Origin of the sequence: Marinicella meishanensis (genome assembly GCF_019931145.1) — a bacterium.
GTDB classification, from domain to species: domain Bacteria; phylum Pseudomonadota; class Gammaproteobacteria; order Xanthomonadales; family Marinicellaceae; genus Marinicella; species Marinicella meishanensis.
This window is the reverse complement of record NZ_JAIOUV010000002.1, coordinates 387,253-410,201: the sequence shown is the minus strand read 5'-3', so window position 1 is coordinate 410,201 and position 22,949 is coordinate 387,253. Positions and strand designations below refer to the sequence as shown.

The window sequence follows — 22,949 nt, the reverse complement described above, 5'->3', positions numbered from 1 at the left end:
GCGCCAATTAATTGTGGCGGCAGGCTAGGGCCTGTTGGTGTTAACAGGCCCTGGTCCAGTCAGACCCGGCGGAAAGTCAAATTGATGCGGTGCTCACCCAACTCAGGATGCGGCAGGCTCCGCTGGGTCTTGACCCCGTGGTAAATCAGGCGGGCACTGCGGCCCCAGACCATAACATCGCCATCATACAACTCAACCTCCAAAGGCCGTTGGCTGCGAGACTTGCCATAGACCTGGAAACGGGCGCTCATGCCCAAGGACACCGAGACGATGGGTTGGCTCAAGTCCGGTTCGTTTTTGTCCTGGTGGGCGGTCAACTCTTGGCCCATGCGGTAATGGTTGATCAGGCAAGCATTGGGCTGAAATGGGTGAAATTGAGCCAGCGCCGCGGCGCGCTGCGCCAGTTCGATGAAAGCCTGAGGCATGGCTGGCCAAGGCCGGTTTGAAGTGGGGTCGGTGCCAACATAGCGGTAGCCTTGGGCATCACTGATCCAACCCACGTCGCCGCAGTTGGTCATGGAGATGTGCAAGCGCTTGCCACCGGGGGTGTGCATGAAGCGAAAAGGCGCCTGCTCGGTGATCGCCTTGATGAGTGGCAGCAACGTCGGGCTGTCGGCATAATCACGCAGCAGATACACGTCAGGATGGATTTCCTCGATGGCTGCGGTGATGTCGGTGAACAGGTCTTTCATGGGTCAAATTTCAGGCCAGGATGTCATTATAGGCGATGTGCTAAACTGCTTGGGTAATTCAATTGCCCATGGGTTAACATGTCAGCAAGTCAAGACGCCAACGAAAACCAAACCGGAGCCCCCAGCAAACGCTCGGGTGAACGCCTGAACTTCATCATTGCGGTGTGTGCCATTTTGATTTCTGCCGCTTCCTTTTACGCCACCTACCTGCAAGCGGATGCCGCCAACAAACAGGTCAAAGCCATGACCATGCCCTTGATCCAGTACGGCCATGGCAATGTTTTGAATGACGATGAGCCGGTGGTCAATTTTTCCTTGAAAAATGCCGGCGTGGGGCCCGCCTTGATCAAATCCATGTCATTCCAATACGAAGGCCAGGCCTTCGACAACCTGTTTGCGGTGTTGAACCACTGCTGCCGAACCGAAGTGGAGGCCTTTTTGGCTGCCAGCCGCGCACCCGATCAAGACATTCCCCAGTTCATCACCTCACCGGTGTTGAACACCATCATCCCGGGTCAGGACACCCTGATGTTCATGCGCTTGAAGTGGCATGAACAAAACCAGCCTTTGTGGGACAAAATCAATGATCTGCGGTTTCAAGTGCAGTTCACAGCCTGTTATTGTTCGTTGTTGGATGAGTGTTACCAAACCGATGAACAAGCCGCGATCAAACCCGTCGCCCAATGCCGGTAACGGCCTGGACCAGCTGCCATCGGGCCAATGGTCAGATGGGTGGGGTGGTTTTTTTGACCGGCCGCTGCAACCTTTTTCCATTGGTGCCGTATAGCCCGGTATGAAGCCTTTGAAACCAAACCATTTGAACCATGCCAGCCTTGCAAACCCAAGCAACTGATGCCACAGTCGTGGACCTGGAAGAACGCAGCTGGTTGGCCGCCCACCGGCGTGGCGATCCGCAGGCGTTTGCCAAACTGATGCAGGCTTACCGCAAACCGTTGTATTCTTTTTTGGTGCGACAAGGTCTGGAACCACAGCTGTGCGATGACTTGTTCCAAGAAATTTTCTTGAAAATCCACAAGTCGGCCCATCAGTACCAAGCCAGCCGGCCCTTGAGCCCGTGGATTTTCACCATTGCGGTCAACACCTTGCGGGACCACCAGCGAAAAAAGTCGGTGCCGCTGGCCGCCGTGACCTTGGTTGAGGACGTGGTGGATGTGCAGCCCACACCCGAGCGGTCGGCCGACCTGGCCGCCACCATGGATTGGTTGCACCAGGCCATGGGTGACTTGCCCCAGGCACAGGCTGAAGCCTTGAATTTGTCCTTGGTCAAAGGCTTGAAAATCAAAGAAATTGGCGCCGTTTTGGGCCTGCCGGTGAACACCATCAAATCCCACTTGCGGCGCGCCAAACAAACCCTGTTGTCGGCCTTCCAAAGCCGACAGCAGAGCCACCGGGCCACCCACAGCCCCAGCGGCCAAAAAACCAGCGGCCAGAACCGCAGCGGAGAAACCCATGAAACATTGTGAACACATCAAAGCCCAGCTGCTTGATTTGGATGTGTTGAATCCCATCCAGGAGCAACAGCTGGCTGACCACCTGGCCCAGTGCCCGGATTGTGCGGCCTACCTGGCCGACCTGCAAGCCATGCAAGGGCAGTTGGCGCAACTGGCAGAACACGATGTCAGTGACGCCGTGTTTGCCGACACCTTGGCCGCGGTGCAACAAGCCGCCCAAACAACCCCAGCCAAGCCCCGCCGCCTCAACCCCCAATGGGCCACTGGCCTGGCCGCCTGCTTTGTGTTGGTGGCGGTGGTCGGCCTGATCTACAACAACGAGCTGGATCGATTCCAAGGCGACTTCAGTGAGGTGCCGGTGGCGACGACAGACGAAGCCGAATTGGCCGCTGAACCAGCAGCCCCGCTCAAGCGCAAGGAAACGGTGTGGATTGACCCCAAGGCGCCGGAGGAAGATGCGATTGATGTGGCGTTTGTGGATGCCAAGGATTTGGGGCTGGAGCCGCAAGCACACATGCGGCAACGCAATTTGAGCCTGAGTCAACCCACCAGTGAAACACCTGCGGTCAGTGACACCTTGCAACAAATCGAGCCACCCAAATTGGAACTGGAGTTGGCAGGGAATTTTGCCAACACGGACCTACCCGCCGCAGAGCCGGCGCCGATGCCGGATGTGTTGCGGGAAGAAGTCAGAACCTTTGGCCAAGCCCAAAAGGGCAGCCATCCGATGCCGTCTGCTGCCTTACCGGCTCGCGATGCCACGTCTTTGATGGCCGAGAAGAAAAACCAAAACGAAATGGGTCAGGTTGCGGGTGGTCAGCGGGCCGATGAACAAGCGGCGGTGGCACAAAACGAACCCCAACCTTCCTTGGATCAAGTATTGGATCAGGTCACAGCAGAAGCTGAGCAGAAGGGATACAGCGGAGCGCGAGAAGCCCAATTCAGATCTCACCCCCAACCTGCCAGCCCGAGGCTTGATGGCCTGCTTGAGGCACCACCCGGTCGCCAACAAACCAGTGGTGAGGACCGTTATGCAGCCAGCGACCGCCGCTTGAACAAAGCCGTGGCGGCCCCCAAACCCAGCCAACAACCACCGGTCCTTGAATCCGGGGCCAAGCAAGAACGGGCCAAGCGGGATCGGGATGCCGCTCCGGTCACCAGCGATCAAGACGCCGCCAACGCCGCTGACCACGAAGGGACCATCACCGTTACGGGCTCCCGCATCAAACGCTCGGCAGTGGCGGAAGCTGAGGTCTTTGAGGAAGCCCCGGTTGTGGACCAAGATGTGGTCCTAGATGCAGCGCCTGTTGTGGTCCCTGATGTGGCCGAAGATGTGGCCCTTGATGATGCCACCGAAGAGGTCATTGCCGATTTTGGCGGCGATGTCGACAAGAGCGCAGCGCCCACACCGGCCCAGCGGTATTTCCAACAATCGAACCAGACCACCGGTTTGTCCTTCCAGCAGGCCACCGGCTATTGGGCCAACACCTATGTGCCGGGCGATGCGCACATGCGTTGGTTGCAGGCCCGCTTACAACAAGCCGGCACGGCTGAGTTGCCAGCGGTGCGACAAAACCACCAACCCTTTGACCCACCCCACAACGCCGCCTTGGCCTTGTTTCTGGCCAGTGACCGCAGTGCCTTGCACAGCGATGCGGCGACCCGCCTGCGGTTGCAAGTGGGGTTGCAAGCCGGTGCCCAACAAGGCGGTCACCGTTCGGCCTTGAATTTGGCACTGGTGTTGGACCTGAGTGACCGGTCAGCACCCGCCGAAGTGAAGGCCGAGACCCAGGCCTTGTTGGCCGCGTTGTTGAGCCACAAACAGGTGTCGGATCAGGTTTCGGTGTTCGTCACCGGTCCAGGTGGCGGCCAAGTGATCCAGGCCCAAGACTTCAAACACGGCCCCATCCAAGTGGCCCTGGCGCAGCTGTTTGTTCCCCAAAAAGACGCCGCTGCGGTGTCCTTGGAGCAGGGTTTGGCCGCCGCTTATGACTGGCTGCAAACCGAAGATGACCCGAGTGCGGTGCTGGGTTCCAGTGCCGTGTGGTTGGTGTCCACCGAAGACCGCAGCCAGTTGGCGCAGCGCTTGGCCCCTGAAGTGCACCAACAAGCCACCAACGGCATCACCTTCAGCACCGTGGCCCTGGGTGATGATGCCCAACGCAACTGGATGCAGACTTTGGCTTTGCAAGGCCAAGGCCACAGTTGGGTGATGGTCGGTGCCCAGGATGCCAGCCGGGTGGTCAATGACGGCTTGTTGGCGGCGGCCAAGGCCGTGGCCCGGGCTTTGCGCTTACAAATTCGCCTGGCCGAGGGGGTGCAGTTGTTGGATGTCTTGGGTTCATACCCGCTGAATCAGCAACAAAGTGCCCAAGTGCGGGCGGCCGAACAAAGCCTGGATCAACGCCTGGCGCGCAATTTGAGCATCGCGGCCGACCGCGGCGAAGATGAAGATGGCATCCAAATGGTGATCCCGTCGTTTTATGCCGGTGACACCCACGTCTTGTTGTTGGATGTGTTGGTGCCGGCCGGTGGTAACCAGGCCCAGGCCATTGCCGAAGTGAACCTGAAGTACAAGGATTTGATCCACCTGCGCAATGCCCGCAGCAGTCAGTCACTGGAGTTGTCTACGGGGCGGCAGCAATGGACCCCTTTGACCTTGAATGTGTTGAAAAACAGCCTGGCCCGACAAGTGGCCGACCAATTGGCAGCGGCCGCCGAACAAGTGCGCAGCGGCCAAACCACCCAGGCGCTGCAGTCAATGCATGACCTGTTGTCGCTGTTGCAATCGATGCGTGATGAAGTCCCGGCCTTGAAAGACGATGCCGAATTGCACCAGGATGAACAGCTGATTCTATATTACCTGCAACAACTCAATGGCCAATCGGCGATTGATCCCGGGCGCCAACAATGGCTGGCCGATGCCATGCAATTCAACAGCTGGCGGCGCCTGTTGACCCATGGCCCATGACGCCTTGACCATGAAGCCATGACCATGAAGCCTTAAGCACGACCTGAGCCACCGGCTCAGCCGATTTCCCAACCACTGATCAACCCTTTGCTGTGACAGAGACTGGGTGCCCCTGCGCCCAAAACATGAGGAGAATACCATGAAAATCATCACCATCATTTGTTTGCTGTTGACCGGCCTGGTACAAGCCAGAACGGTGTTGCCAGCCACCGACGAGTCACCCGCTGCCGTTCCCACCCAAGGTGCTGGCGGTGATGTGCGGGTGCCGTTGTCGGACTACATCCGCTTGATCGAAGCAGCCCAACAACCCGAAGACCTCGCCCCGGCGGATTACGCCATAGGTCAAGCCAGTGCCACGGTGGTGTTGAGTGAACAAGACGACCACACCACGGCGCAGATTCAGCTCAGCACCACCATTGAGGTGTTTGCCGATCAATGGACCTTGATCCCGGTGTTGCCTTATGGTGCGGCCATCAACTCGGTGCTGATCGATGGCCAGTCCATCCAATTGGTGCAAAAAGCCGAATGGATGTCCTGGAGCACCCAACAAGCCGGCACATACCGCTTGGTGTTGAATTACCGCATTGATGCGCAGCGCTCGGCCCAAGGTTATGTGTTGCCGGTGCCGATCCCACGCGCTACTTCCACCGAATTGACCGTGCAGGCCAATGGCCAGCAATTGGACATGGCGGTGATCCCATCTTCGGCCCAAAGCCAACAGCATCAGAACAACGTCCACACCCTGCGGGCTGACATTCCCACCACTTCGGCCCTGTTGATCACCTGGCGCGAGCCCAGCAAACAACCATTGGTGGTGTCGCGGGCCCAATACAGCGGTGAATTGCAGGATCAGGCCGTGACTTTTCAGGCGCAATACCAGTTGGAGCTGTTCACCGCCGAGGCCATTGCCTGGCCGATCATGCCGGATGCGGTGATCCTCAGCGATGTGCTGCTGGATCAGCAACCGGCCACGGTGTTCACCGAAGGCGGTTGGTTGAAGGTGATGTTGCAAGGCCGCGGTCAACACCAATTGCAAGTCAATTTCCAAACCCCGGTGGTGCAACAGCAAGGCCCGCCGGCGGTGCATTTCCCGATTCCGGCGGTGCCGATTTCGGCGTTCACGCTGAAGTTGCCGGGTAAAAAAGACATCACCTTTTCGCCGCCCAGTCAAGTCTTGACCAAGACCGATGAGGCGTTCACCACCGGCCAGGCACACATCCCCCTGTCCGATGCCGTCAGCATTTCATGGATCGATGCCATACCCAAAGACATCCGCGATGAACTGCGGGCCAATGCCAATATTTACCACGCCATTTCGGCCGAAGAGGGGGTGCTGTATGGTCGTGGCTTGATCGATTATGAGATCACCCAAGGGGAGACTTCATTGTTGACCTTTCAATTGCCCATCGCGGCGCAAGTCAACCGCATCACCGCCACCACCGCCGGCATTTCTGATTGGTTGGAAACGGCGGATGAGACCACCCGCATCATCCAGGTGTACCTGGACCGCAAGGTGTCTGGAGCCTTTCAATTGCAAGTCGAGTATGAGCAGTTGCTGGGCCCGCAGTCCACGGACACAGCGGCCATCAGTGTGCCGATCATCCGCGCCGAGCAGATGCATCGCCAGCGGGGCATTGTGGCCTTGTTGGCGGGTCAGGAATTGACCCTGGAACCGGTCAAAGAACAAGGGGTCTCGCGGGTCGGCGAAAACCAATTGCCGGCTTTTTTCCGCAATCCCCTGACCCAAACCATTGCCCACACCTTCAAGTACACCAGTGCCGAGCCGTTGTTGACGGTCAAAACCATGGCGCCGATTCGCCAGCAAGGCAAATACGACGCCCAGGTCGACACCCTGGTGTCTTTGGGTGAGGTGACCATGCGCGGCAGTGCCGGGATTCAAATTGACGTCAAGTCAGGCAGTGTGCTGGACCTCAATCTGGCTTTACCCGCCGGGGTCAATGTGCTGAATGTGACCGGCCCTTCCTTGCGCCAGCACCAGGTCAAAGCCGCCCAAGACGGCCAATTGATTGCCGTCGAGTTTACCCAGGAAATGTCGGGACAATTCCAACTGGAGGTCAACTATGAATACATCCTCAGCGACAGCCAGTCTGAATTGGCCGTGCCCACCATCCAGGTCACCGGCGCCGAAGTGCAGCATGGTCGCATCGCTGTGGAGGCCTTGACCGCGATCGAAATTCAGGCCGCTGGACAAACCCAGCTGTCGACCTTGGAGATCAATGAATTGCCCCAGCAGTTGGTGTTAAAAACCACCAACCCAATCCTTTTGGCCTTCAAATACGTCAATGCCGATGCCGCGCACCAATTGACCTTGCAGATGACCCGCCACCAAGAGTTGGCCACCCAGGTGGCGGCCATAGAAACCGCCGATTACCAAACCTTGATCACCGATGATGGTTTGGCGGTGACCACCGCCCGCTTCGATGTGCGCAACAGCCGCATGCAGTTTTTGCGCTTGAGCCTGCCCGCCCAGGCCGAAGTGTGGTCGGTGTTTGTCGATGGACAAGCCGAGAAACCCGCCAATGCCCAGGACCAGACCGCCGAGCGTCAGGACATCCTGATCAAGATGCTCAACTCAGCCAGTGGTTTTCCCGTGGAAGTGGTGTATGCCGTGCCCATGGCCAAGATGGGGTTGTTTGGCACCTTGCAGGCACAATTGCCGATCCCCGATATGGTGGTAACCCACAGTTTCTGGGACGTGTATTTGCCGCAAGGACCGAATTACCAAGCGGTGGACAGCAACATGCAAGTGGTCAGTGAACGGCGCCGGGTCAATCCAGTTGAACAAGGCCTCAAAACAAGCACCCTTGATCGCCAGGGCTCTTTGCAAGTGGGCAAACCCTTGCGCATGTCGGTGCCTCAACAAGGCATTTTATATCGCTTTGAAAAATTGTACGCCAACCAGTCGGACACCCCCGCAGGATTCGAAATTCGCTATGCTTCATCCAGCGGTGATCACATTGGCTTGTTGATCAGCCTGGTCAGTGTGGTGCTCATCTGGTTGGTGATCTTTGCCATCAAAGCCACCACCGTCAGTGCGCGGGTGCTGATTCCGGTGCTGGTCATGGGACTGGCTGGGCTGTTGTTGTCCTTTGGTTATTTGAAATCAGATCCTTTCTGGCCGCTGAGCATCGCCATTGCTGGCGGGGTGGTGTTCTTATTACTGCTGTGGCTGCCCAAGTTCAGCCGCCGCCAAGCAGGCTGACAAACAGTGAACCCCTACCACCACCCATGGCTTCAAACCATGGGTGGTGTGCCATGTGTATTCCGGATAAAGGCTCAAGCCTCACTCAAAATCATCGGCAAAAATCAGGTCGTTGATGTCGGCGAAGGCAGCGGTGCAATCATTTTCAGTGACCGGTGGGATGGGTGCAAAACGGATGAAGTCAAAATCGGCCCGCACGCCGTTGCTGCCATTGGACCAGGTGCCACCCATCAAACCCACTTGAATGGTGTTGGGCATGGCTGGGTGATTGAAATGCATGGGTGTGGCACCACCGGGTCCGGGTGGTGAAATTTCGGGGGTGACCGAACTTGAATTGTGCCAAGTGGTGGTGGGGGTGCCATCGACATTGAACTGGTTGTAGTAAGTTTCCTGGCGCCAGCCACCGACGGCATCGGCCCAGTAATAAAAATAAAAGTCAGCGCCCACCCGACAAGCCAGCAGGTATTCTTCCATGCCGATTTGTTCGGTCAAAAATAAATTGGAAGTTGAGCCCACGGTTTTTTTCATTTCTCGGGCAAAAGTCACGCCGTCCTCGCCTTGGCCACCCATGTTATACATCATCCAGTTTTCATCGTTGTTGTGGGTGCCACTGGCATCGCGGATGATGAAACCGCCGGCATTGAAACCGGTGTCCGGTGGCAGGTCAATGTCCGCCGTTTGAGAGACCCGCAAATTGATGACCACAGCAAAATTACCGGTGACATCTTGATACACCAATGGGCCATATTCGTCTTCAAACCAGGCGTTCATGGTGAACACTTCAGGGATCACCGTCAACAGGCCGCCATCGATGTCGATGGTGGTGGCGCGTTCATCCATGCTGCCAGCACCCAGCACCGACCAAGCGCTGGTGTTGTTGTTCAACAAATCCACCTGGCCCGTGAATTCATCATCAAACGGTCCGCCGGCCACAGCCGTATGGGCGGTGAACCACAACAGACTGGCGGTGGTCCATGACATGCGATCAAATGGTTTCATGGTTGTGCTTACGGTTATGCAATATGATGAATGTAGCAGAACGGTCTTGGGACTGCGATGATTCTGCCTGATTATTGGCTGATGATTGGCTGATTGAGGCGTGGTTCACATAATTTCAGCATGGCAAGCGGCGGTTTGTGATTGTGTTCTCTTTTGTGTCAGTGTGATCAACCTACAATGGGAGATCACCTTTACTGGCTTGAATCACATGCACACACGACGACTCACTTGGCTCATGGCCTGCTTGTTGGGCGCCGCCTGGATCGAAGCCCGGGCCCAAATTGACTACGACATCGTCTATGTCCGACAAGCCCGATTCGGGGACATGGTCAACACCACTTGGCCAGAAATTTTTCATCCAGCGCGGCTGGACCCGGGGGCCGATTTGATGCTGTTACACCCCGATGGCAGTGAAGAGGTGTTGGTCGATTGTGAGGTCTGTGGGGTCACTGATCCGATGGTGTCATTCGATGCCAATTGGGTCTATTACAGTTTGTTTCATGACTTGAGCGCCGGCAGCCTGAACACCCAGCGTGGCGATTTGCCCCACCAAGGCGCCGACATTTTTCGCATCAACTTACACAGCCGGGTGATCGAACAATTGACCTTCGGTGAGTTCACCCCCAACACCGGTGCCGGCAACTGGGACGAGGGCAACCCACTGAATCCCAGCAACGAATACAACCGCTTGGGTTATGGCATCCTGAATCTGGGGCCGATGCCACTGCCCGGTGGCCAACTGGCGTTCACCAGCAACCGCAATGGCTTGGTACCGACCAAAGGCTTCACCAACCCCACCATGCAGTTGTATGTGATGGATGTCGATGGCAACAACGTCGAGGCCATCGCGCCGATGACCATCGGCAGTGCCCTGCACCCGACGGTGCTCAATGACGGGCGTTTGATGTTCTCCAGTTATGAACCCCAGGGCATCCGCGACCGCCGTTTGTGGGGCATCTGGAGCATCGAGCCGGATGGTCGCCAGTGGGAACCCATGGTCAGCGCCATGACCTCGCCCAATGCCTTTCACTTCATGACCCAAAATTCGGCCGGCGACGCCATCGTGGAGCAGTATTACAACCTCAACAACAACGGTTTTGGTGCCTTGTTTAAGCTGCCTTTGACGGTGCCCCAAGGGACCGCCAAATTTGGCAGCCCGTTTCCTGCTTTGAATCCCAGTATTGAGCAGACCGTCAGTCAAAGCATCGGTTTGCAACCGTTCCAAATGTCTTTCACCCCTTGGGGTTATGAAGCCGTTACCCCGATGACCCATCCGGGCGACAGTGCCGCCCCCATCGGCGACAACAACGTCGATCGGGTCGGTAAATTCACCCACCCTTCGGCGGCGCCGAACAACGACTTGTTGGTGGTGTGGACCCCGGGCCCGGCCAATGACCTGAACCGACCCACCACCATCCCTTATTACGACGGTGGTTTGTATCTGATCAACAACACCGAGCAGGTGTGGCAACCCGGTGATTTGGTGTTGATCAAAAATGACCCGGATTACAACGAAGCCTGGCCGCGGGCGGTGGTGCCCTGGTCGGCCATCCATGGTCAGGCCGAACCAAACCAACGGCCTTGGCTGCCCAACGATGGGTCGGTACACACCGCACTGCCGGCGGGCACACCCCATGGTTTGGTCGGCACCAGCAGCCTGTACAAGCGCGACACCTTCCCGGGTCGTGGGGACGCTGATTTTGATGGCTTGGACCCATTCAACACCTCGGAAAATCGGGCCAGCAGCAACTGGAGTTGGCAGGGTGCCGATGCCGGTAAATACGCCGACAGCGACATCTGGGCGATTCGTTTGTTGGCCATGGAGCCCAACACCGATCGGCGCTATGGACCCAATGCCGCGCACCACGGCACCGCCACCGATTATTACAACCACGCCAATGAGCGCTTGCGCATCATGGGCGAAATTCCGGTGCGCAAGTTCACCACCGGCGGCGCCCCGATTTTGGATCAAGAAGGCAACCCGGACACCAGTTTTTTGGTCAAAATTCCAGCCGATACCCCATTCACCTTCCAAACCATCGACCGCCAAGGCATGGTCTTGAACATGTCACAAACCTGGCACCAGGTCAGACCCGGTGAAATGCGGGCCGATTGTGGCGGTTGTCACGCCCACAGTCAGCAGCCTTTGGATTTTGCCACCACCGCCGCCAATGCCCCGGATTACAGCATCACCGATTTGTCTGTGGCCACGCCCATGGTGACCTTGTCCGAAGGTGGGGTGAATGGAGTAGACACCGTGGCTGCGTCGGTGGTCGATGTGGAATTTTTTCAAGACATCAGGCCGTTGTTACAAACCCACTGTGTCAGTTGTCACAACGGCAGCCAGATGGCCGGTCAGTTGAATTTGGCTGACTTGAGTCTGGTTGACGACCTGCCCGGTGATTACCGCCGCCTGGCCCGAGATGAAGTGGCCGAGTACGGTCACCCACCGGTCATCACCAACGGCATTTGGCGACAAACCAATGCCAGCCGCTACTTGCGCAAGTTCCAAAGTCGCCGCTCCTTGTTGACTTGGGTGTTGTTCGGTGAGCGTTTGGATGGTTGGACCAATGCCGACCACCCCACCGAAACGGTGCCTGGTGATGCCAACACCTTACCGGCCGGGGCCAATCCCAACGAAGCCGATTTGGACTATGTGCCCAGCGCCGCCCACCCAGCCGGTGGCATGACCGCCTTGACCATGGCCGAAAAAATGACCGTGGCCCGCTGGATCGACTTGGGCGCACCGATTGACCTGTCGGTGATCCGTGGCAATCCGGGTATGGGTTGGTTTTTGGATGATTTGAAACCCACCTTGACCATCAGTGCGCCACGACCCAATGTCAACCCCGGTCCGGTGCAGTTGTTGCGTCTCGGCCTGGCCGATGGCCACTCCGGCATTGACCTCAGCACCCTGTCGATCCAGGCCAACTTTGTGGTCAACGGGCGTCCAGCCATGAGCGAACTCAGCGACCTGGCAGTCACCAGCGGTGATGGCATCCATACCATCACCCTGGATGCGCCTTTGCCGGTGAACCAAATGGAACGACACCTGTTGGCTGAGGTGGCCGATCACCAAGGCAACATCACCCGGGTCGACCGCCGCTTTTACACCGACTCACTGGATTTGATTTTTGCCGACGCTTTTGAATGATCCAATGGTGAGATCAACAGTTGAGACAACATCCGAGACAACACCTGAGACAACACACGAGGCCATACATTTAGATACATTTTCTTAACCCTGATTTAATGGATTCCAAGAGACAATTGGACACTTGTCTTTCACAGAATCAAAGAACTAGGGAGAGGAAAATGAAACAGGTTTTGTTAACGGGTATTGTGTTATTGATGATGGTGATGGGAACCCGTGCCAACACCATCAACCCAATTTTGATCGATCAAGCAGGGGTCCATTTTCAGGCTGTGGCGGTGTTGGATGATCGCTTATTGTATGAAAAAACATTCGAGCCCACCTCTGGGATCGATGCCACCACTGAGTTGTGGGCTTTTGATCCTGACACCAACCAGCACCGGAATTTGATGACCTTGAGTACCCGGTTTGGCCAGAGGCTTCGAAATTATCGGGTGTATCAAGGGGCGGTTTACTTCAACGGCGACATTGACGGTTCCCAGGGTTCTGGTGTTTGGCGCACCGACCTCACGGCTGGTGGCACCGTCGAACTTCCAGGCGCACCTGGCTCCATAGGTTTGGTGATCAGCAATGACCTGCTGTTCACCAAACAGCCGGTGAACAGCAGTGATTCGCATGATTACCGGTTGGCGCGGGTCACCAGCGATGGGGTGGCTCAGTTTGACTTGTCGGTTACGGCTTATCTCGATGGGCTCCATGTGTGTGCCTTTGGTCCACAGCATGTGGTGGTCTTGACCACCAAACCAGACGATGTCACAGTGATCAGCCGTTACTTCAATGGTGAGGTGGTGGAACTAACGGGTCTGGTCCCTGAGCGTTTTAATTTGGAGGTCAAATCCATGTTTCTGGTGGACCACCAGTGCTTCATTGCCGTGAAGCAACGGAACAGTTCTCAGTTGCCAGAAATTTTGCGGGTGAATGTGGATGGTGGGATTCAAAGATATCAGGACGATCCAGACATCGCTGCTTATCGCACCCAAGAGTTTTTGACCATCAATGGCCGTGTTTTTGGGGCCGGTTTGGCTGGTTTTTACCGTTTGGATCCCACCTTCCAAACGATCGATTTGGCCACTGAATTGACTGACGATTATTGGGGGCGCAGCAGTTTCACCGGTGCCCAAGTTTTCCAAGACCACATTGTGGTGCTGGAAACAATCACAGCCGATCCGCCACCACGGTTTTTGTCCTTTTTTGATGCCAACTTGCAACGGGTAGAATCGAGTGTGCTGATTGGTAACGACCGTTACTTTCGCCCCGTGCAAGTGTATCCAACGGCCACCAACAGCTTGTTGAAATTGGACAAAGATTACCAAGGACTGGTGCAGGATTTGCTGGTGGTACCAACAGCCATCAATGCAGCAGGCACCCTCAAATACCGCGAAATCAGGATCGATCAGGTGGTGGCCGATCCAGGTTCTCAAGTGGCCTATCTGAACACCACCAACAACATCACCCAAGTCAAAGGCATCCATGCCATTGAGCAACAACCAACGATGGGTGACCAGGCCAATGGTCCTTGGGTTGACCTCAGTCGCGAGCGGCAAGGCTTGGTCATCACCAAAGGGCAACGCGCCGATGGTTCGGCATACCTGTTCGTCACCATTTATACCTTCCGCAACGGGCAACCATTGTGGCTGGCAGGATCGGCCAACATAGAAAACAACCAGCAGACCATCACCATGGCCATCAGCGAGTACCGTGGCATTGATTTGTTTGAACAAGGCAACACACCCGAGCAACAAGCGTTTGGCTCTTTGACCATGGGTTTCACCGGCTGTGATGCCATGCTGGCTGTGATTGATTATGGTGATGATACCGTGGCGCTGAACTTGACGCGGATTGATGACGTCACTTTTGTGGATCGTTGTATTGATTGATGGTGTTCAGTGAGTTGTCACTGCTGAGCACATTCCGTTGGTTGCCGGCATCGGCTTGTGCTATGCTCGTCATTTTTCAAACAGACTCATTCAGGAGCTACCATGGGTGCCTTGGTCAAACAACAAATTGAACACAACATCGCCTGGATCATGATGGATGATGGCAAAAACAACGTCATCTCACCCACCATGATTGACCAGTTGAACGCGGCCCTGGACCAAGCCGAACAAGCCGGGGCGGTGGTGGTGCTCACCGGTCGTCAAGAGGTCTTCAGCGCGGGCTTTGATTTGCAGGTGTTCAAAGCCGGCAATCCCAAAGAAACCCTGCGCATGCTGATGGGCGGCTTCAAATTGTCCAAACGCTTGTTGTCCTTTCCCACCCCGGTGATCATTGCCTGCAATGGCCATGCCATCGCCATGGGGGCCTTTCTGTTGTTGTCAGGTGATTACCGCATCGGTGTGGCAGGGGATTTCAAGGTGGTGGCCAATGAAGTGCAAATCGGTCTGACCATGCCGTATTCCGCAGTCGAAATTTGTCGCCAACGACTGCACCGCTCGCACTGTGAACGGGCCATCAATTTGTCGGAGTTATACCACCCACAAAGCGCCATTGCCGCTGGTTTCATGGACCAGGTGGTGGCGCCTGAAGAATTGAACACCACCGCTGGCCAATGGGCGCAACATTTCAATGAATTGGACCTGACGGCCCACACCGCCAGCAAGTTGCGCAGCCGCAAACCCATCCTCAAAGCCCTCGGTCGCGCCATCCACAAAGACCGCTTTGACTTCATCCGCCAAGGCTTGGTGCGGGCCATGGGTAAAAAGAAAAAGTGAGGGCCATCAGTTTTTTTTGACCGGCACCAAGTAATCTTCAAAAATCAATTCCAACTCGGCGCGGCTCAGTCGCCGGTAAAACAGGTCGATGCCGATCACCAGTGAATACAGGGTCAAGCTGTGTTTTTGCACCGCTTGTGGGTCTGGGTAAATGTCTTTCAGCAAACGCACCAAGTAAGCATAACGTTGCTCATAAACCGAGGTGACGAAGGCTTTGACCTCGTCATCTTGTTGGGCCCAGGCGTTGATTTCAAACTCCAGCCGGTTGCCATCCAAGGCCCCTTGGATGATTTGTTGGCCCAATAAGGACAGTTTTTCCCGGCTGCTGTGGCCGCTTTCGGCCTGATCAATGAAGCCTTGGGTAAAGCGCTGTTTCCAATAGCCCAAAACCTGCATTTCGTAGTCCCGTTTGGATTGGAACCAATGGTAGAAGCTGCCTTTGGTGACTTTCAGCTGCTGACACAGATCGTTGATTTTCAAGGCGCGCCAACCGATTTGGTCCAAGGTTTGGATGCCGATTTTGAGCCATGCCAGTTGGCTGTTGTTGTCATTGCTCATGGTTGATGGATCCGTTGGGGTGGTGTTTCATGTGGTTGTTTTCATCTTCATAGTCATTCATATGGCGCAAAATAGCTTGCAGCATACCTTGAGGTATGTTACATTGTTCTCCAACATACCGCAAGGTATGTTTTGTTGAATTCATTCGGAGAAACCCATGCAAGTCGACCAACAATTGTTCCAAACCAAAATCAAACCCCTGTTTGCCGGTGCCGTGTTTTGCTCGGTGGCCACGGTCAATGCCGCCGGTAAGCCGCACGTCACCCCGATCGGCAGTGTGGTGCTGACTGATCCCCAGCGGGGTTGGTTTTTTCAAAAGTTCACCAAGAACATCCCGGCCAATGCCGAGCATTGTGAGTTCGCCACCATCATGGCGGTCAATGACGGCAAGTGGTTTTGGTTGAAGTCTTTGCTCAAAGGCCGATTCAAGGCGCCACCGGCCATGCGCCTGAATGTGAAATTGGGCCCATTGCGTGAGGCCACTGAAGCCGAGGCCTATCGCTTCCAGCGGCGGGTCCGGGTGTTCAGACACACCCGTGGGCATGCCATGATGTGGCAGGACATGGCCCGCATCCGTGACTTCGAAATCCTTGACTACCAACCGGTTTACATCGGCCAGATGACCGGCCAACAATTCAAGTGAGGTGAGTATGGAACTGACGCAGATATTGATCATTACCGGCTGTCTGATCCTTGGTTTGTTGGGTCTGATTCACCTGATCTATACCCTGGCCACAAATAAATTCCACGCCCGTGACCCTGCCGTCACCGCTGCCATGCAGCAATCCGCTCCGATCATCACCGGCCAGACCACGGTGTGGCGGGCCTGGGTGGGTTTTAATGTCAGTCACTCGGTGGGGGTGTTGCTGTTGCCCTTGGTCTATGTGCCCTTGGCGCTCAATCACATGACCTTACTGGCAAACAGCGCTTGGTTCGCTGGTTTACCGGTGGTGCTGGCCGCTGCCTATGCCATGATGGCCAAACAATATTGGTTCAAGGTGCCGTTGTGGGGTTCGCTGTTGGCCTTATTGTGCTTTCTGGCTGCTTGGTTGCTGTTGACATGGCATTGAAGTTACTGCAACAGGCCAAACAAAACCAGGGTAACCAGCGCCAAATTAGCCAGCAGCCCGCCGACAAAGCACAGGGTTCTGGCGCCGCCAGCCACTTTGCCCAAGCCACTGTAATAAACCACCCAAAACAACAGGCGGAAAGCCACATGGGTCAAGGCCAGGCCATTGACCCAGGTGGGGTTGGTGCCCAGCAACAGGGCCAACATCAGGGTGAAGCCAAAAGGTCCGAGGCTTTCCACTGAATTCAAGTGGGTGCGCAGAACCCGAAAGCTCAACAGCGAATGATCGCCTTGTAAGGGCATGCCGGGGGCTTGCTCTTGTTTGAGGAAAGCCAGAGGTGCGGTCAGGAATGATTGGGCCATCACCACCAGGCACAACAGGGCAAAAGCCAGCAAGGCCCAGTCATAAGCAGCCAACCAGGGCATCAAAGTGCTCGATTCATGCATCTCATCACCTCCTGTTATGCCATCGGCATGTCCATGGCTTCGGCCACCTCAATGGTGCCGCCAATGGACAAATGCGGGCAGGGTTTAACCATGGCCAATGCCGCCTCGAAATCAGCGGCTTGCAGAATGCTGATGCCGGCCACGGGATCATCGCTTTCGGTGTCATGCACCCCGGTGGTCGAAACGGTTTTCGAAGCCATGACCGGTAGGCCCGGATCCAGCATGGCTGTGCCCAGACCATGGACCCAGGCCATCCAGTCTTGCATGTGTTGTGAGCCGTCATCGGGTTGCACCGCGCCGCGGTAAACCAATACAAATTTTTTCATGGTGAAGTCCTCTTGCTTGAATGATGCCCCCATTTTGCCTAAAAACAAAATATGTTAAAGAACATATTAAACATTATTGGTAGACTGGGCTTTCTCCAACTGGGACATGCCGATGCCCTACAGCAAAAACCACAAAGCCGCCGTCAAGCAGAAGATCACCGAAACCGCCCGCATTTTGTTCAACCGATTTGGCTATGAAAAAGTCACCATCGATCAAGTGATGGCGATGGCCGGTCTGACTCGCGGCGGTTTTTACAACCATTTCAGCAGCAAAGAGGCTTTGTTCAAAGCCGCGGTCGACGGTTTTTTGATGGGACGCGGCGCCCAATGGCGTGAAGCAGCGGGGATTGACCCAGAACAGCTGGACGCGGCGGCGGCCCGACAAATGATTGACAGCTATTTGTCACAAGCCCACCTGGGTGACATCGAGGGCCAATGCCCGATGATTGCCTTGCCCTCGGATGTGGCGCGGGCCAGCACGGAAGTGCAACAGGCTTATCAGCGGTTGCTTGAGGCCATGGTATTTTTGTTTGAGCACTCCTTGTCACAACAAACCAAAACGCCTGAGGCCGCCGCCAACAGGCAACAAGCCCTGGCTTTGGCGGCCTTGTGCGTGGGTGGCATGGTCTTGGCCCGCACCTTACCGGATTCTGCTCTGGCTGAGGAGGTGCAACAGGCCGCGCATTTGATGGCCACGACCATGACCCAGTGAGCGGCCCCTGTGCACAGTGGCCAGGCACCAAGCATGGCTCACAGAAAATCAACGGGATTCTCCATCTTTCGGTAAGAACTTTGCGGTGACCTGAGCCTACATTGGGTGAACACCATTCGGCTCCAGCAGGCCATGGTGCAGGGTGCTGGCAACAGCACAAGATATGAACCCATGCAGGAGAATCTCATGAATCAGAAATCAATCAAAACCCCCACTTTGACAGTCCTTTTGTGGTTGCTTTGTGGTCCCACGGCCCAGGCCCAGGTGGCCACTTGTGACGCCTTGAATCTATATGGCAATGCGGTGCGAGAAGGTTTGTGCAAAGGCCTCAGTCCGGGCAACCAAAACCTGTGGGTGTGTGATTTAACCGGCGGTTCGCCAGACATCCACACCACCTTCAATGCGGTGACCAATTTGCACGTGACGGTTCGCCACAACCCGGCACCACCCAATTGTCAGGGTCAAAGTCAGTTGACCGGGCTTTGGCCCGCGGGTTTGGCCATCATGGCCGGACAACCGGGCATGGTCTGCCAGGTCAACATCCAAAATTACGTGAACCGCTTGAATGCGGTGGCCCAAGCCGCCCCAATGCTGGGGCAAACCTTGTGTCGCTCGTCGTTCTTGCGGGCCCAAGCGGCCGGCAAGTTGTCTCCCACCAACACCGCACAGTACCTGGCCAATTGTGCGGCCAATGCCTGTCCATAAGCTACAGGCATCACCACCAGCCCTGTCGTTGCCAGGGCTGGTGGTGGCTTGGTGTTGGGCAGCGCCTTCAGATGTCCGGATCCGGGTCGTTCAAGACCTGTGGGTCACAATTGATGATGGCTTCTGGGTTATTGATGTCTTGGACCAACACCGAGACATTGATCAGTTGTCGTTCCAGGCTGTTGGTTTCGATTTGTAAGCTGCGATTGCCCGTGCCAAACACCGGTGGGTTGAAGGTGCGGTGGTTGTCACTGCTGAGCAGGGCCACCATTTTAAAATCATCACTGGTGCTTTTGGTGAAGGTGATGTTGATCGGGGTTTTGTTGTGCTTGATCAAGACGGTTTTGGGGGAAAAGGCATAAAAGTATTGGCCTTCGCAGGTGTTGCCGCCAAATTCGACTTTGGCCACAGTGAGATTGATGTTCATAACAGTTCCTCGGTTCTCAAATAATCAGGATTTTTAAAGGGCGATTGGCTCAAGAACAACAGGTGTTCTGGAGCCGGAGTTTGTTGCAACAACTCGGCGATGCGAATTTGTAAGGCCATGGCCTTGTGGTGGTTGTCCTCGTCCCAGGCAGTCAAGGTTTGTTGCATTTGTCGCAAGGCGGTTTCATTGATGGGCTGATTGGCGGCCAGCAGCAAATCGCTGTGTACCAACTGTCGCTTGACCCGTTCGATGATGGCTTTGGCCGATGGCTTGGAACCCACTGCGGCGGCATCGGACTGCGGGATGTTTTCATACAGGTTCAAAGCCGCTTTGTGTTGTCCCAGGGACTTGAGGATCAAGCTGGCTTGGGCTTGTAAGCGGTACCATTGTTGTTGGGCGTTGGTTTTGGCTTTGACCGATTCGGGGTATTGGTTGAAATAGAGCAGGCCTTGATTGACATACAGCTGCGCCATGTCTAAATCGCCTTGATGGCGGTGAATTTTACTCAACAAGGTGGTGATGTTGATGTGGGTTTTGTGCCATGATTGGTTGTTGGGGTCATGCGCCAGCAATTGCCCAAAAGCGGCATGGGATTGTTCGGCGTATTGTTGTGCCAACAACAGTTCACCCAGGTCATAATGACTCAATCCCAAGCGATACCAAGCCAAAGCCAAGCGGTGTATCCATTGGTGGTTGTGGGGTTCTTGATTGACCAACTGTTGGGCCAAGTGGGTGGATTCAAAATATTTTTCCCGTGCTGCATGCAGTTGGCTGTTGCTGGCCAGCACACTGGCTTGCCAGCTGATGGTGTCAGACAAATCGGCCAGGTATTGGCTGTTGTCGGGGTGGTTGTCAACCAATTGTTGCTTGATCGCGGCCGAAGCCATGATGTGGTCATGGGCTGATTGCCATTGATGCATTTTCAATTTGAGGCTGCCCATGTTGTTCAAGGCATAGGAGTGTTCCAATTGCCATTGCTTGTTTTCCGGTTCCATTTCGTTCAGCAATTGGGCATGCTGCAGGTAATTTTGCCAATGAATTTCGGTGGCTGGCCAGTCTTGTTGAAGGTATTGCAAATACCCCAACCAGTAGTGGGTTTGGCTTTGTTGAAATAACAAGGCCGTGTCGTTTTTGGACTCAGCCAATGGCGCGGATAAATCTTGGGCTTGGACCAGCAATTCCCGGGCGGCTTCATGGTGGCCTTGGTTGAGGTACACCTCGGCCAATGTGTTCAGGGCATTGAGGTGGTTGACCGATTGTGTTGGCTGCTCACCGGTGCGGTCTTGGTGATACCGGATCACTTCAGTGCTGACCATTTCCAACAATTCCAGTTGGCCGATGGGCTGCAGTTTTTCTTTCAAATCTTGCATCATGAACAGATTCAAAGCTTCTGCCCGTTGCTGACTGATCCGCAAATCGGCATTGATGATGCGGTTGTTAAACCACAACAGGGTCACCACCATCAACAAAGCCATGAAGCCAAAAGTGGCCAATTGTTTGAAGCGTTGTTTGCTTTGTTCCTGTTGTTGGGACAGATGCAAAAATTCCGCTTGTTTGGGGCTCAAGTTTTGCTGACTGGCTTGCGTCAGCAGGAAGGGGTTTTTCAACAAATAAGCGGGTTTTTGTTGGTTGTTTTGCCACACCGTGGCCTGCCTTTGAATTTCGGATTGCACCCCCAGGGCCAAGCGACTTTGTTGCAACCATTGATCAAAGGTGGGGCATTCCTTGAGCAATGAATGATGCACCAGTTTGATGTGGGTGTGGCCGTCAATGGTCTCGGTGCTGAGTAAATCGGCTTCGATCAAGCGCTGGATGATTGATTGCGCCGTTTGTTGGATGCGCTGTGAGTTCAAGGTGGCCAAGTGGGGTTGGCCTTCGGTGTCGATGGTGACCAAAGCGGAAAAACAATGTTTGAATGCGGCCACTTCAGCAGCCGAACTGGCGGCCAACACCGATTCGGCTTTGTTGGCCAAGAAGCCAGCCAATTGACCCATCATTTGATAGGCATCAAACGTCAATTCATGGTGATCATTCAACTGCAAACACAAGTCACGCATGGCTTGGGACAAGATCGGCAGCGCGTTGCTGAGTTGGCTGGCATCGCGGGCAATCACGGTTGACAGTGACTCAAATCGTTTTCGGTCAAACTCAAACCCCCAGCCTGCTGCGGCCACCGGTTGTTGGATGATGGTTTTGATCTCGTCGGTGTTGGGCGGCATCACATCCACCTGGCAAGCACCGAGTTTGAGTTGTTGAAAGGCGTTCGAAAGCATGAATTGGGCGTAGTGCTCATGGCCCAGCACCAGGATGATGAAACAGTGCCCGCTGTCCTTCAATTGGGTGATCAAGGCCAGCATGGCAGCGGCTTGATCGTCTAATTGGGCGTCCAACAAGACTTCCAGTTGGTCGAGGATGATGACGCTTTTGGGGGCGTGGGATTGGCTGTCTGTCCAGGTTGCCAAAGAGTCGGCGCCGGTGTGCTGCAGCCAGGCGCTGGTGAAATCCTTGACCACATCAGTCACCGATGCTTGGATGGCGTGGTAAAACGGTGCGGCCAAGGCTTGTTTGAAAGGGGTTTTGGGCTGTTGCAAGAAGGGCAAAATTTGGGACCGCAGCAAAGAGGTTTTGCCCACTTTTTGCGCCCCCATGATAAACATCACTGGGCAGTCATCCATGTCCACCTGGTTGATCATGTGTTTGATGGCTGAAGTGATTTGATCGCGACCGAAAAAAATGCTGCGGTGGGAGGCGGTATAGGGTTTGGAGCCCAGGTAGGGTGGTCCCTGTTGCCAGGTGGGACTGGGCTGTTGGCGTGGTCCTTGCCAATCCTGGATCTGGCCGATGATGGCATACCCTTTCTTGGGGATGGTTTTGATGTATTGGGGTTGGCGCGCATCATCTTTCAGGGCTTTGCGCAATTGGGCCACACATTTATGAATGGGGTTGTCACTGATGAACTGATTGGGCCAGCATTGGCTGATCAGCGCGTCATTGCTGACCACTTCAGGCGCGGCTTGACACAAACAAACCAAAACTTCCATCAACTTGGGTTCCAACGGGGTGGTGTGTTTGCCTTGCAACAATTGGTTTTGACTGGGGATCACCAGCCAGTCACCCAAGAAGAATCTTTTTTGCGAAAGCCAGGTAGACAAAATCCGATAAATAATTAAAGATTAAACGTACATTTTATCTCTAAATCAATGTATAGCGGATTTTTTTTGCGGCAGGACATTTCTTGAACAGGGTGATATTGTGCGGCATCAGAATGGCCTGATCCGGGCATGGGGTTGGGATTCATGGCGGTGTTTTTCAGCCACTGCTGCGAGTCGAGGACTGGATGCTTGATTGTTTGGTTGCGTTGAGTCGGTAACCGCCATCACTGGGTCATGTTGGCATACAAGGGTTAGATTGTTGGGTGACCAAGCGCCACCCGCAAGCAGGCTTGGTTACCCATCCCCCAAGCACCCATCGGGTGCCTTGGGG

The 22,949-nt window shown here is 55.2% G+C and carries 18 protein-coding genes; 11 read left to right on the top strand and 7 right to left on the bottom strand.

The window, feature by feature from the left end; translation table 11 throughout:
* Positions 1-59 precede the first annotated feature (59 nt).
* Positions 60-692, bottom strand: coding sequence for an alpha-ketoglutarate-dependent dioxygenase AlkB (locus tag K7G70_RS04335; RefSeq protein WP_223787371.1), 633 nt, complete (start codon positions 690-692; stop codon positions 60-62).
* 78 nt (positions 693-770) lie between these two features.
* Between K7G70_RS04335 and K7G70_RS04330 the strand changes: the two genes are divergently transcribed.
* The 4 genes from K7G70_RS04330 (at position 771) to K7G70_RS04315 (ending at position 8,358) form a co-directional block, all read left to right on the top strand.
* On the top strand, positions 771-1,385 hold the full coding sequence (locus K7G70_RS04330) for a hypothetical protein (protein WP_223787370.1): 615 nt from the start codon (positions 771-773) through the stop codon (positions 1,383-1,385).
* Between the two features lie 131 nt (positions 1,386-1,516).
* On the top strand, positions 1,517-2,176 hold the full coding sequence (locus tag K7G70_RS04325) for an RNA polymerase sigma factor (protein WP_223787369.1): 660 nt from the start codon (positions 1,517-1,519) through the stop codon (positions 2,174-2,176).
* Positions 2,163-5,135, top strand: a complete 2,973-nt coding sequence (locus K7G70_RS04320; RefSeq protein WP_223787368.1) for a hypothetical protein — start codon at positions 2,163-2,165, stop codon at positions 5,133-5,135. The genes K7G70_RS04325 and K7G70_RS04320 overlap by 14 nt, the downstream gene beginning before the upstream one ends.
* A 139-nt stretch (positions 5,136-5,274) precedes the next feature.
* Complete coding sequence (locus K7G70_RS04315; protein WP_223787367.1) at positions 5,275-8,358, top strand: hypothetical protein; 3,084 nt, start codon at positions 5,275-5,277, stop codon at positions 8,356-8,358.
* Between the two features lie 81 nt (positions 8,359-8,439).
* Here K7G70_RS04315 and K7G70_RS04310 read toward each other — a convergent pair whose 3' ends face one another.
* A complete protein-coding gene (locus tag K7G70_RS04310; protein ID WP_223787366.1) occupies positions 8,440-9,357 on the bottom strand; it encodes a hypothetical protein in 918 nt (305 codons plus the stop codon).
* A 208-nt stretch (positions 9,358-9,565) separates the two neighbouring features.
* Between K7G70_RS04310 and K7G70_RS17865 the strand changes: the two genes are divergently transcribed.
* From K7G70_RS17865 to K7G70_RS04290, 3 genes are all read left to right on the top strand, one after another.
* A complete protein-coding gene (locus K7G70_RS17865) occupies positions 9,566-12,511 on the top strand; it encodes an HzsA-related protein (protein ID WP_255589857.1) in 2,946 nt (981 codons plus the stop codon).
* A gap of 161 nt (positions 12,512-12,672) precedes the next feature.
* Complete coding sequence (locus K7G70_RS04295; RefSeq protein ID WP_223787365.1) at positions 12,673-14,388, top strand: hypothetical protein; 1,716 nt, start codon at positions 12,673-12,675, stop codon at positions 14,386-14,388.
* Between the two features lie 102 nt (positions 14,389-14,490).
* Positions 14,491-15,222, top strand: coding sequence for a crotonase/enoyl-CoA hydratase family protein (locus K7G70_RS04290; RefSeq protein ID WP_223787364.1), 732 nt, complete (start codon positions 14,491-14,493; stop codon positions 15,220-15,222).
* Positions 15,223-15,228: 6 nt separating this feature from the next.
* Here K7G70_RS04290 and K7G70_RS04285 read toward each other — a convergent pair whose 3' ends face one another.
* Entirely contained in the window at positions 15,229-15,780 is a 552-nt protein-coding gene (locus K7G70_RS04285; RefSeq protein WP_223787363.1) for a TetR/AcrR family transcriptional regulator, read from the bottom strand.
* A 157-nt stretch (positions 15,781-15,937) separates the two neighbouring features.
* Here K7G70_RS04285 and K7G70_RS04280 point away from each other — a divergent pair, with 157 nt between their 5' ends.
* Both K7G70_RS04280 and K7G70_RS04275 read left to right on the top strand, forming a co-directional pair.
* A complete protein-coding gene (locus K7G70_RS04280) occupies positions 15,938-16,423 on the top strand; it encodes a pyridoxamine 5'-phosphate oxidase family protein (RefSeq protein ID WP_223787362.1) in 486 nt (161 codons plus the stop codon).
* A gap of 7 nt (positions 16,424-16,430) precedes the next feature.
* Positions 16,431-16,850 (top strand): LIC_13387 family protein, encoded by a 420-nt coding sequence (locus K7G70_RS04275; protein ID WP_223787361.1) that lies wholly within the window; start codon positions 16,431-16,433, stop codon positions 16,848-16,850.
* Positions 16,851-16,852: 2 nt separating this feature from the next.
* Here K7G70_RS04275 and K7G70_RS04270 read toward each other — a convergent pair whose 3' ends face one another.
* Both K7G70_RS04270 and K7G70_RS04265 read right to left on the bottom strand, forming a co-directional pair.
* Complete coding sequence (locus K7G70_RS04270; RefSeq protein WP_223787360.1) at positions 16,853-17,296, bottom strand: MAPEG family protein; 444 nt, start codon at positions 17,294-17,296, stop codon at positions 16,853-16,855.
* A gap of 14 nt (positions 17,297-17,310) precedes the next feature.
* A complete protein-coding gene (locus tag K7G70_RS04265) occupies positions 17,311-17,622 on the bottom strand; it encodes a YciI family protein (protein ID WP_223787359.1) in 312 nt (103 codons plus the stop codon).
* Positions 17,623-17,734: 112 nt separating this feature from the next.
* Between K7G70_RS04265 and K7G70_RS04260 the strand changes: the two genes are divergently transcribed.
* Complete coding sequence (locus K7G70_RS04260) at positions 17,735-18,334, top strand: TetR/AcrR family transcriptional regulator (RefSeq protein WP_223787358.1); 600 nt, start codon at positions 17,735-17,737, stop codon at positions 18,332-18,334.
* Between the two features lie 186 nt (positions 18,335-18,520).
* A complete protein-coding gene (locus K7G70_RS04255; protein WP_223787357.1) occupies positions 18,521-19,039 on the top strand; it encodes a hypothetical protein in 519 nt (172 codons plus the stop codon).
* 67 nt (positions 19,040-19,106) lie between these two features.
* On the opposite strand, the gene K7G70_RS04250 is transcribed toward K7G70_RS04255, so the two are convergent.
* Positions 19,107-19,466 carry a hypothetical protein gene (locus tag K7G70_RS04250; protein WP_223787356.1) on the bottom strand — a complete coding sequence of 120 codons (360 nt, stop codon included), beginning with the start codon at positions 19,464-19,466 and terminating at the stop codon, positions 19,107-19,109.
* A complete protein-coding gene (locus tag K7G70_RS04245) occupies positions 19,463-22,618 on the bottom strand; it encodes an nSTAND1 domain-containing NTPase (protein ID WP_223787355.1) in 3,156 nt (1,051 codons plus the stop codon). The genes K7G70_RS04250 and K7G70_RS04245 overlap by 4 nt, the downstream gene beginning before the upstream one ends.
* Positions 22,619-22,949 lie beyond the last annotated feature (331 nt).

Coding starts and splice junctions, on each gene's coding strand:
- K7G70_RS04325 (WP_223787369.1), top strand. CDS start 1,517: ATGCCAGCCTTGCAAACCCAAGCAACTGATGCCACAGTCGTGGACCTG.
- K7G70_RS04265 (WP_223787359.1), bottom strand. CDS start 17,622: ATGAAAAAATTTGTATTGGTTTACCGCGGCGCGGTGCAACCCGATGAC.
- K7G70_RS04275 (WP_223787361.1), top strand. CDS start 16,431: ATGGAACTGACGCAGATATTGATCATTACCGGCTGTCTGATCCTTGGT.
- K7G70_RS04310 (WP_223787366.1), bottom strand. CDS start 9,357: ATGAAACCATTTGATCGCATGTCATGGACCACCGCCAGTCTGTTGTGG.
- K7G70_RS04290 (WP_223787364.1), top strand. CDS start 14,491: ATGGGTGCCTTGGTCAAACAACAAATTGAACACAACATCGCCTGGATC.
- K7G70_RS17865 (WP_255589857.1), top strand. CDS start 9,566: ATGCACACACGACGACTCACTTGGCTCATGGCCTGCTTGTTGGGCGCC.
- K7G70_RS04320 (WP_223787368.1), top strand. CDS start 2,163: ATGAAACATTGTGAACACATCAAAGCCCAGCTGCTTGATTTGGATGTG.
- K7G70_RS04335 (WP_223787371.1), bottom strand. CDS start 692: ATGAAAGACCTGTTCACCGACATCACCGCAGCCATCGAGGAAATCCAT.
- K7G70_RS04255 (WP_223787357.1), top strand. CDS start 18,521: ATGAATCAGAAATCAATCAAAACCCCCACTTTGACAGTCCTTTTGTGG.
- K7G70_RS04280 (WP_223787362.1), top strand. CDS start 15,938: ATGCAAGTCGACCAACAATTGTTCCAAACCAAAATCAAACCCCTGTTT.
- K7G70_RS04270 (WP_223787360.1), bottom strand. CDS start 17,296: ATGCATGAATCGAGCACTTTGATGCCCTGGTTGGCTGCTTATGACTGG.
- K7G70_RS04250 (WP_223787356.1), bottom strand. CDS start 19,466: ATGAACATCAATCTCACTGTGGCCAAAGTCGAATTTGGCGGCAACACC.
- K7G70_RS04260 (WP_223787358.1), top strand. CDS start 17,735: ATGCCCTACAGCAAAAACCACAAAGCCGCCGTCAAGCAGAAGATCACC.
- K7G70_RS04330 (WP_223787370.1), top strand. CDS start 771: ATGTCAGCAAGTCAAGACGCCAACGAAAACCAAACCGGAGCCCCCAGC.
- K7G70_RS04295 (WP_223787365.1), top strand. CDS start 12,673: ATGAAACAGGTTTTGTTAACGGGTATTGTGTTATTGATGATGGTGATG.
- K7G70_RS04315 (WP_223787367.1), top strand. CDS start 5,275: ATGAAAATCATCACCATCATTTGTTTGCTGTTGACCGGCCTGGTACAA.
- K7G70_RS04285 (WP_223787363.1), bottom strand. CDS start 15,780: ATGAGCAATGACAACAACAGCCAACTGGCATGGCTCAAAATCGGCATC.